We start from the raw sequence: 10497 nt of genomic DNA, 5'->3' as shown, positions 1-10497 counted from the left end.
AAAAAAGAGACAAAATGGAGGTTGATGAAAATGCTTATTTTTGGGACAATCATTATAAGTATTATTGTAGGGGCAGGTGCTTCTTTGTATATAGGGGGCTATATGCTGGATAAATCTAATAATATAGGTGATTTTACAGGTAATGTTGATACATTATCTGATTCCGGTATTGTATATACTAATAGATGTGATCATGTGAAAAAGAAAACACCAATAGATTATTATTATCCCGGATGTCCATTTAGGATTAATGGAAGATAGTTACAGACCCTATCCCCTTTAATAATATGAATAATTATTTCTTAAAGGGGACAGGCAGTATAATGAAAATTTTTGTTAGAGACAGACTTTTTTATAAGACACTTGTAGCATTTGCACTTCCAATTGCGCTTCAGCAGCTTATCACCGTAGGCGTAAATATGGCTGATAATGTAATGCTTGGACAGCTTGGTGAAGCTCCAATGAGCGGTGCGACACTTGCCAATAATTTTATAACCATATTTCAGATAATGTGTATGGGACTTGGCATGGGAGCAAGTGTTCTTGTAAGCAGATTCTTTGGTATGAAGGATCAGCTTTCGATGAAGAAATCTGTTGTCATTATGTACAGGCTTTTGTTCGTGGTAGCTACTGTATTTTCTGTAGCTACAGCTCTTTTTCCAGGTGAGATAATGGGTATCTTTACGAGTGAAGAAGAGGTAATAATTCAGGGTACAGGGTATCTTCTTATTTCTATTCCCTGTTACTATCTAAATGGTTATGCTGTTACCAGCAGTATCATGCTAAGAAGCGTTGGTAAGGCTAACATTCCGCTGTATTCCAGCCTTTGTTCGTTCTTTATTAATATCTTTTGTAACTGGATATTTATTTTTGGTAAACTTGGTGCACCCAAAATGGGAGTTAATGGTGCGGCTCTTGGTACTCTTATTGCAAGGATCGTAGAGTTTAGCGTTATAATGGGCTTTTTGTTTTTGGCAGATACTAACATCGGACTTAGGATCAAAGATCTTACGCTATCTGTTAAAGATCTTATCGGTGAGTATATAAGGATATCTATTCCTGTACTTGTTTCAGATACTCTTCTTGGACTTGGTAACAGCGCTGTTGCAGTTGTTATGGGGCATATAGGTGCAAGCTTTGTTGCAGCTAACTCCATTACGACTGTCGTTATGTCACTTGCAACTGTTGTTATCCAGGGTATAAGCCAGGCAAGCTGTACTATCACAGGTATTACACTTGGTAAAGGAGATGTAGAAAAAGCCAAAGCCCAGGGCATTACCTTTGCAGCACTTGGTTTTATTATTGGCGGTTTTGGATGTATACTTATTCTTGCAATTTCAAAGCTTGTTGTTGGCGCATATAAGATAGAACCTGAGACAGCCAATCTTGCGATAGAACTCATGCATGCTGTTGCTCTTGTGATATGGTTTCAGGCTGCAAACAGCATTCTTACAAAGGGTACACTAAGGGGCGGCGGAGATACAAAGTTCCTTATGGTTGCTGATATAATATTTTTGTGGATATTCAGTATACCGCTTGGAGCACTAGCAGGACTTGTATTTAAATGGCCGGGATTCTGGGTTTACATTATGCTTAAGATAGATCAGTTTATAAAATGTGTGATATGCGTTATAAGGCTTAGAAGCGGTAAATGGATTAAGAAGATCAAAGCGTGATCTAATCAGGCGTAGCTTATGATAAGAAGGTGAATATAATGATAAAAGTTGACCTTATAACCGGATTTCTTGGATCCGGAAAGACAACATTTATAAAAAAATATGTGAGGTACTTGAATTCCCAGGGAATAAAAGTATGTATTCTGGAAAATGATTATGGTGCCGTAAATATAGATGTGGCGCTTCTTGAAGATATAAGAAGTGATCTGTGCGGAGTTGAAATGATAGTTGGAGGTGATGGCAAAACTGCTCATCAAAGAAGACTCAAGACCAAGCTTATAACCCTTGCAATGTCCGGCTATCAAAGGGTTATCATAGAGCCATCCGGAATATTTGATATGGACGAGTTCTTCGATACCCTCTATGAATCCCCACTTGATAACTGGTATGAGATAGGAAGCGTTATAGCAATAGCATCAGCAGATCTTGAAGATAATCTTTCCAAAGAGTCTGATTATGTGCTCGCATCAGAAATAGCTGATGCGGGAATTGTAGTTTTGTCAAAGACAGAAGATGTATCTGATGAAAGAGTCACCAAAGTAAAAGAACATATAAGAAAAGCTCTTGAGGGGATTTTAGTAAGAAGAACCGATATATTCAGGTCTCAGGAAGCTTTTGACAACTTCTTTATAAATAAAGGTAGTGATGAGCTTAATGATGAAGACTTTAAAAAGATAGCATCTGCAGGATTTGTACATGGTGATTATGAAAAAAGGCAGCTTTCAGATGATAAAGGCTATAAATCCTTGTACCTTTTTGGAGTTAAGCTTAAAAAAGACGAGCTTATAGAAAATATCAGCAAGGCGATAGAAGATCCTGAGTGCGGCCATATAATACGTATAAAAGGTTTTGCCAAAATTGGTGATGAATCGGATAAAGGAGCTGAATCTGAAGGATATACCGAAATAAATGCAACAAGGCAGAAAGTTACCTATAACCATGTAAGAGGCGCCCAGGAAGTAATCATAGTCATTGGCGAAAAATTAAATACAGATATGATCAGTAAGTATTTTCCGACAGCGGACTTTAATGAACTGATCTAAACTTCGCATTAAAATATAAGTAATGCCTGTGGGGATGACTATATGAGCAGCCTATAAAGGATTTTCTTGTCTTAAAAATGTTATAATTCAAGGCTTAATATCTGGAATTTTATATTCCGGGGGCCGAAACTCGCTTCGCTCAGACATGCGGCCCCCAAGAAGAATATAAAACTCCATCTATTAAGCTCTTGAATTAGAAACATTTTTAAAGAACGCGAAAATCCTTTATAGGCTGTTCATATAGTCTTATCCCACAAAATGAAGTGATATTTTAAATGCGAAGTTTAGATGAATTAATATGATATTTGGCGAGTGTGATACAATATAAATGGTATATGCGTTTTAGTGATCATGAATTTGAGCCACGTTTATGTAGATGAGGGCGGTTATATAAGCATTGCCATAATACTGGTTGGGAGATGATCCTGTAATGAGATTTTTATTTATATCGAATTATATTAATCATCACCAGATTCCTCTTTGTGAAGCTATTATGAGGATAATCGGTGATGAGAATTTTATATTTGTTCAGACACAGCCTATGGAAGAGGAAAGAGTTCGTATGGGCTGGGGCGTTGATATATATAAACTTCCTTATGTAAAGATATATGACAATGATAAGATTGACACATTAAATGCAATTAATGATTTTGATATAGTGCTTCTTGGATGGACAGAAAATGAAGATGTATTAAATGCGTGTCTTATGAGGGCTCAGGCAGGCAAGCCTCTTCTTAGGATGAGCGAAAGGATATATCGCGAAGGACAGTGGAAAGCAGTATCTCCAAAGGGCCTTATAGCCAAATACAAAGAGCATATAAAATTCAGAAATAAAAAGGTCTATATGCTTTGTAACGGTGCGTATGTAGCTTCTGACTTCGCGCTTATAGGTGCATATCCTCACAAGATGTTCAGATGGGGATATTTTCCGGAATACAGGGAATATACTTCTGAGCAGATGAGAAGCATGAAGAGGATGGAGGACAATAAGACTCCAAGGATCCTGTGGGCAGGAAGGTTTATGGACGGAGTCAAGCATCCTGAATTTGCTCTTCAGCTTGCAGCATATCTTAAGGAAAAGAATTATTCTTTTCACCTGGATATTGTAGGTGATGGGGAGATGAATGATGATTTAAGGTACTACGTTGATGAGAACAGACTTACAGATGTAGTGACTTTCCACGGTTTTCTTGTGCCTGAAAGAGTCAGGCAGATGATGGAAGAAGCTCATATATACCTTTTTACCAGCAATAATCTTGAAGGCTGGGGGGCGGTTGTTAATGAGGCTATGAATTCAGGCTGCGCTGTTGTTGCAGGTTCAATGGCTGGAGCTGTCCCGTACCTGATACAAGACGGAGAAAATGGCTATATATTTGATGGAGAAAATCTTCAAAGTTTTCTTGATAAGGTTGAAGATCTTGTAAAGCATCCGTCAAAGCAGCAGAAATTTGGAAATAATGCTTATGATACTATTAAAAGACAATGGAACAGTAATGTTGCAGCACAAAGGCTTATAGATTTCTGCAATGCTCTTATTAAGGATAAAGAATATATAGCTCCAAAGGATGGCCCTATGAGTCATGCTCCTGTTATAAAACCATATATAAGACCGGAAGAAGTAAAGTAAATAATTTCTCACATTATAAACAATCTATTATGAACTACTCATCACCTAAAGGTAATGTGGGTTCTGGCTTTTCTGGCTACATCGTTATAAAAGACTCCCACGGCAAAACCGTGGGAGAACATAGCTTATATGTATTACCATAAGCTTTTAAAAGCTTTCTGTATTTCACTACTTTATGTTCTTACGCCCTGGCGTACGGATGGTGGTACCATCCAGCCGGCAAATTTCATTATTGAACGGCTCTGAGTAGCTACTACTTTCTTACGCCAGTCTCTTGGCGCTTCACCAAAATCTTCTAGGAAATGACGATTAAAACTTGATAATGAATGAAAACCTACTTCGTCTGAAATGTTTAAGATGGGCATTTCAGTTGTGCGCAGAAGTACAGATGCCTTTTGTACTCTTATGTGGTTGAGATATCTAAGTGGTCCGTCTCCTACAATTGCTGTAAACAGGCGTCTGAAATGAGTCGGTGACAAAGAACACATAGCAGCAAGATCTTCCATTACAAAATCTTCCATATAATGGTCCTGTATATAGTCTATGGCAGGGGCTATTACAAGCGCATTCTCATGAGGATGTGCACTTGCATTAAGCTCAAGCTTCTTATATATAGGGAAGAGCTTTACTATCAGGGCCATCATAAGGCCTCTTACAGAGAACTCATAGTTGCTTCCCTTTCTTCTTAGTTCACAGATTGCAGCAGTAACAAGGTTGTAGATATCAGGATATTCATCTCTTGGCAATATGCCGTAGTAGTTATGGAGCATTTTGGTAAGTTCAGCTGAGTGTTCCAAAGCACTTAATGGAAACAGAGGTTCGAGAAGCGACTGAATATCTACAAATATATAAGACCACTTACTGGCGCACCCCGGGTCTGAGTATGTTGTATGAGATATATTGTTGGCTACAATAGTGATATCTCCTGCATGGAAGGGCTGCTTGTCGCCCATGAACTCCATGGTTCCGCTTTCGGTCTCGCATAAGCCTATTTCAAGGCAATTATGGAAGTGAAGAGTACCTGAAGGAATGTCTGAAATTCTCCATTGATCTCCAGATAGAAGCAGTACAGGGAAGTATTCCGGCAGATCGTAGCTTCTGAATTCTATTGTCTGTTGCTTTGATTTGGGCATAATGTCAAAAACCTCCGTCTGAATTCAATATCAAGTATATAATATGACGGAAATCAAAGTAAAGATTTAATAATGCATTTCTGACCGAAAAAATAAACGAAAATCAAATTAATTTATTGTATATTAAATTAAAAATAGACTAAAAACCATGATTTTTAACAAAAATGACCAACACAATTAGTAAAAAATAGACAATAGATGGTGATTTTGTTTTTAACATGGTCGAAAATGCACAGTTTTTATAGATGAAATGAAGTGAATAAATGCCCATATAACCATACAATTGAAAATGTAAGAGGGTTATGTGTAATTCAGCAGGTTCCTGCTGGATATCTCTAAACATTAGGAATTATTTAAATAATACAAAAGTAATTTTGACAGAAGTAAAGCTTGGAGGAGGTTTTTACATGGGTAAAGGTAATGATGCGGTTTCGAATGTTAAGCCGCAGGTTAAGACAAGCTGGAAGAAAGCATTTAAAAGAGACTGGCAGTTGTATCTGCTTCTTTTATTCCCGCTTGCAATGGTTGTTCTTTTCAACTACGCAGCTTATCCGGGACTCAGGATGGTCTTCATGAACTACAAAGTTATGAAAGGCTACAGCGGAAGTGATTGGGTTGGAATGAAGAATTTCGTAGATCTGTTTACGGGAACTTCAAGTGCCCGTTTCTTCATGGCTCTGAGAAACTCAATAGTATTTAACTTACTTGATCTTGCTCTTGGTTTTCCGATGCCTATCATTTTGGCAGTAATGCTCAATGAGCTCAGATTTCCAAAGTACAAGAAAGTAACACAGACAGTTTTATATCTGCCACACTTCCTTTCATGGGCAGTTATCGGATCAATCGCTCTTACAATGTTCCGTACAAATACCGGTCTTATCAATATGACTCTTTCAAGTCTTGGATGGATCGATCAGGGAATTCCTTTTCTTACAGAAAAATTCCACTGGGCTGCAACATATCTGCTCATTGGTGTATGGCAGGGAATGGGATGGGGATCAATCCTCTACCTTGCAGCAATAACCGGTATAAGCGGTGACCTTTATGAAGCAGCAATGATCGATGGCGCAAGCCGTTGGCAGAGAATATGGCACATAACACTTCCTGGAATTCGTCCTACAATCGTAACACTTCTTATTATGAATCTTGGACGACTTATGGGATCCAATCTTGAAAGACTTGTAGCTCTTGATAATGCTCTTGTAAGAGATTTCCAGTATCAGCTCGCTGTATACATATATGATTACGGTTTTTCCGGTCAGCACTATTCAATAGGTACAGCAGCTAACCTGTTCCAGTCACTTGTCGGTCTTATCTTGGTACTGATCGCTGACAGAGTTGCAAAAGCTCTTGGCGAAACAGGACTGCTATAAAGGAGGTTGAATATGGATACAGCAGTTTTTAAGGGAGGCAAGATAATGGCTAAAAAGAGAAGTGATAAAGAAAATGACATATCCGCAGGCGGAAGCAGAGCGATAAGTAAACTTCACGTAAGCGATGTTGTAATAGTACTTGTAATTGGTATTTTATCCTTAACATGTCTTCTTCCATTCTGGCATGTTGCAGTTAAATCAATTTCATCAAATGCCGCAGTTGCAGCAAAGTCAGTATATCTGTGGCCGATTGATGTAACCTGGGATGCATACAGATCCATCGTAGAAGATGGTAGTATGACACACTCAATGATATACAGCGTAGAGGTAACAGTGATCTTCACAATACTTGGTATGATCGTATGTACCTGCGCAGCATATCCGCTCTCAAGAAAGAGACTTAAAGGAAGAGCAGTGATCACATTCCTTCTTATGATCCCTATGTACTTTAGTGCAGGTAATCTTCCTACATACCTTTTGTATAGTGATCTCCATCTTCTTGATACAATGTGGGTTCTTATATGGCCACTTATCTATTCAGCCTATAACATGCTTATCATGAAGAACTACTTTTTATCAAATATCCCGGATGAGCTTGAGGAATCAGCCTTCCTTGATGGAGCTTCAAATTTCCAGATACTGTTTAAAATAGTGCTTCCACTTTCAAAGCCTATCCTTGCAACACTTACACTTTTTTATGCAGTAGGTCGTTGGAATGCGTACGGCGACAATATGTACTATATAAGAAGCAATGACCTTAAGATGGCACAGTACAAGCTCTACGAAATGATCTTAAATGCTCAGGAAGCAGCTTCAACAGCGCTTACAGAGGCTACAAATGTAACATCAACACCTGAAGTACTTCAGGCAGCATCAGTAATGTTTGTAACAATACCGATCATAATCATTTATCCTTTCGTACAGAAATATTTCGTAAAGGGCACAATGGTAGGTGCGGTTAAAGGTTAATAAAACAATATAAAAGGAGGATTTTATATGAAAAAGAACATGTTAAGGAGAAGCTTTGCACTTGCTATGAGTAGCGCAATGGTAATGGGCGCACTTGCAGGTTGCTCAGGTTCTACTAACGAGACAGCAGCAGATCAGACAGAGCAGACAGACAGCACAAACGAAACAAGCCAGGAAACTACATCAGAAGCTGCTGCAACAACAGAGTCAGGAGATGCTGAGGCATCAGCTGAGGGTTCAGGCATTGACAGCTGGCAGCCATTTGCAGACAATGTAACACTTCAGATTCCTGTATATGATCGTGGTGGAGAAGTTGATGTTACTAACAACTACTGGACACAGTGGGTACAGACTAATTTTGGTGATAAGTACAATATCACAGTTGAGTTCGTAGCAATTCCTCGTGGAGACGTTCTTAATGCATATGCAAACCTTGCAAATGCTCAGGACCTTCCTACAATCCTTATGGAGTATGACTTCCCTAAGCAGGCACAGTGGGCTGATGATGGATATCTTCAGGAACTTGACCTTGAGAAGCTTAAGAGCGTAGCTCCTACATACTATGCAATGATGGAAGAGCAGGGCAACCTTGACTATACAGATCTTAATGACACAACATACTTTGCTCTTGCAGAAAGACCTTATTCACAGAACACATACAACTATGTAACATTCTATCGTCAGGACTGGCTTGATCAGCTTGGACTTGAGTATCCTCAGACATGGGAAGAAACACTTGAAGTATACGCAGCAATCAAGGAAGCTGGACTTGCAGAATATCCTGCAGGCGGAACAAAGATCTCAGGCGCTGGCGTAGACCAGAACTATGGCTACAGATCAAATCCTCAGGATGAGTATGAGTGGGCTACAACAGGTGACTATGCTATACCTGCTCTTTCAACAGAAGCTCAGAAGAACCTTCTTTACAGAAGAAATCAGCTTTACAACCTTGGATATTTCAATCCTGATTTCACACAGAGAGAAGCAGCTGATGGCGAAGCTGATTTCATCGCAGGTAACGCTTTCACATATTCAGCTTACATCGCTCCTTCAATCGCAGTTCTTGATTCTTTCTATGAGACAAATCCTGATGCACACCTTTCAATCGCTGTTTGCCCGGGTCTTGTAGAAGATACAGGCGCTGACGGAATCTCAACAACAAATGCATATCGTCCTAACAACAACTTTGGTATGATGATCGGCTTCTCAGCACTTGCTTCTGAAGATCAGATCACAGCAGCTATGATGTACATGGAATGGATGCTTGCAGGTGAAGTTGACGGAACAAGCGCACTCTTCACAATGCAGTATGGTATCGAAGGCGAGACATTCGAGTATGACGAGAACGGATACCCTGTAATCACAAACAACACAGAAGGCGAATACGCAATGGCTAACAACAACAAGGATTACTGGTGTGTAGCTGTTGAGTCTAAGACACTTGGTTCAATCGAAGATGACATCAAGCTCAACATGCCTGTTAACTATCCTGATTCAGATGCTTGGTATCAGCAAATCCTTGATAACTACAATGGTATGGAATCAATGGTTGATAGCGGTGTAATCCAGCCTGACTGTAACTTCGCTGTAACTCTTACATCTGTAACAGACAACCAGGAGACACTCCTTGGTCTTTACGAAGAATATGCTTCAAAGCTTGTAGTTGCATCTGACGAAGAGTTCGATACACTTTATGAGCAGTACAAGCAGGAGTACCTTGATGCCGGATATCAGGCAATCATCGATGAGAGAGGCGAAGCATACAATAATGGTCTGACCTCCAAGATGAAATAATTCATCTGTTCAGATTACCCCTGAAAAGGTGACAGGTTCCATCTTTGTGACAATCACATAATTTTTTAAAAGCGATCCCCGAGCAAGCTCAGTGGAGCAGCCCGGGGATTTCTTTGAAAAGAGAAACGAGATGCGGATCGACAGATTTTTTAAAAGCAATAAAAAATATCAAAAATATAAATATGTATATTAAAAGTGGTACTAATAAAATAAACAGGCTTTTCTTTATCTTTTAAATGAGGATTATCTTTATTTAGAGGAATATATAGTCATTGTTTAAAAGATTAAGAAATACAGTTATATGGCAGTTACAGGCCGGAGAGGAGATATATGACATCACTTGATTTTGACACAAAGGTAATCGAAGAGACTATTGATCATATAGTTGATAAGACAATGAATATGGATCTTACATGGGACTGGCCATGCGGAGTTGCATATTATGGTATAGCCAAAGCGTATGAAGTGACCAAGAAGAAGGAATATCTTGATGTACTTAAGGCAAGAATCGATGAATACGTTGATGAGCTTGGCCTTCCTAAGGTATGGACAGTTAATACCTGTGCAATGGGACATTGTCTTATTACTTTATATGATGCTACTAAAGACCAGAAGTACTGGGACATAGTAATGAGTAAGGTTGATTACCTTAGAAATGATGCTCTTAGATTTGGAGATAATGTACTTCAGCATACAGTATCAGCTAATAATGATTTCCCGGAACAGTGCTGGGCAGATACACTTTTCATGGCAGCCTTCTTCCTTTTAAGAGTTGGTGTACATGAACAGGATGAAGAGCTTATAGCTGATGCACTTAATCAGTACTATTGGCATATCAAATATCTTCAGAACAAAAATACCGGATTATATTATCACGGCTAT

The 10497-nt window shown here is 39.0% G+C and carries 9 protein-coding genes; 8 read left to right on the top strand and 1 reads right to left on the bottom strand.

Features of this window, described 5'->3' with window-relative positions; genetic code table 11:
- The 4 genes from K6G87_RS15200 to K6G87_RS15185 all read left to right on the top strand — a co-directional run.
- Window positions 1-261 (top strand): hypothetical protein (locus tag K6G87_RS15200; RefSeq protein WP_296839117.1); only part of this gene is annotated, 261 nt, incomplete at its 5' end.
- Window positions 262-323: 62 nt separating this feature from the next.
- Window positions 324-1676, top strand: coding sequence for an MATE family efflux transporter (locus K6G87_RS15195; RefSeq protein WP_296839114.1), 1353 nt, complete (start codon window positions 324-326; stop codon window positions 1674-1676).
- 38 nt (window positions 1677-1714) lie between these two features.
- The gene (locus tag K6G87_RS15190) at window positions 1715-2719 is read left to right on the top strand and encodes a GTP-binding protein (RefSeq protein WP_296839110.1); all 1005 of its coding nucleotides are present in this window, start codon (window positions 1715-1717) and stop codon (window positions 2717-2719) included.
- A gap of 430 nt (window positions 2720-3149) precedes the next feature.
- On the top strand, window positions 3150-4346 hold the full coding sequence (locus K6G87_RS15185; protein WP_296839108.1) for a glycosyltransferase family 4 protein: 1197 nt from the start codon (window positions 3150-3152) through the stop codon (window positions 4344-4346).
- Window positions 4347-4519: 173 nt separating this feature from the next.
- Here the strand turns inward: K6G87_RS15185 and K6G87_RS15180 are convergent, their stop codons facing one another.
- On the bottom strand, window positions 4520-5479 hold the full coding sequence (locus K6G87_RS15180; protein ID WP_296839106.1) for a helix-turn-helix domain-containing protein: 960 nt from the start codon (window positions 5477-5479) through the stop codon (window positions 4520-4522).
- Between the two features lie 407 nt (window positions 5480-5886).
- Between K6G87_RS15180 and K6G87_RS15175 the strand changes: the two genes are divergently transcribed.
- The 4 genes from K6G87_RS15175 to K6G87_RS15160 form a co-directional block, all read left to right on the top strand.
- Complete coding sequence (locus K6G87_RS15175) at window positions 5887-6852, top strand: ABC transporter permease (RefSeq protein ID WP_296839103.1); 966 nt, start codon at window positions 5887-5889, stop codon at window positions 6850-6852.
- 12 nt (window positions 6853-6864) lie between these two features.
- Window positions 6865-7821, top strand: coding sequence for a carbohydrate ABC transporter permease (locus K6G87_RS15170; RefSeq protein WP_296839100.1), 957 nt, complete (start codon window positions 6865-6867; stop codon window positions 7819-7821).
- A 27-nt stretch (window positions 7822-7848) separates the two neighbouring features.
- Window positions 7849-9615, top strand: coding sequence for an extracellular solute-binding protein (locus K6G87_RS15165; RefSeq protein ID WP_296839097.1), 1767 nt, complete (start codon window positions 7849-7851; stop codon window positions 9613-9615).
- Between the two features lie 330 nt (window positions 9616-9945).
- On the top strand, window positions 9946-10497 hold a 552-nt coding region (locus tag K6G87_RS15160; protein ID WP_296839094.1), incomplete at its 3' end, for a glycoside hydrolase family 88 protein.

The sequence above is a fragment of the Butyrivibrio sp. genome (genome assembly GCF_024699075.1).
The sequence above is the reverse complement of the archived record's forward strand: the minus strand, read 5'-3'. Positions and strand labels throughout refer to the sequence as shown.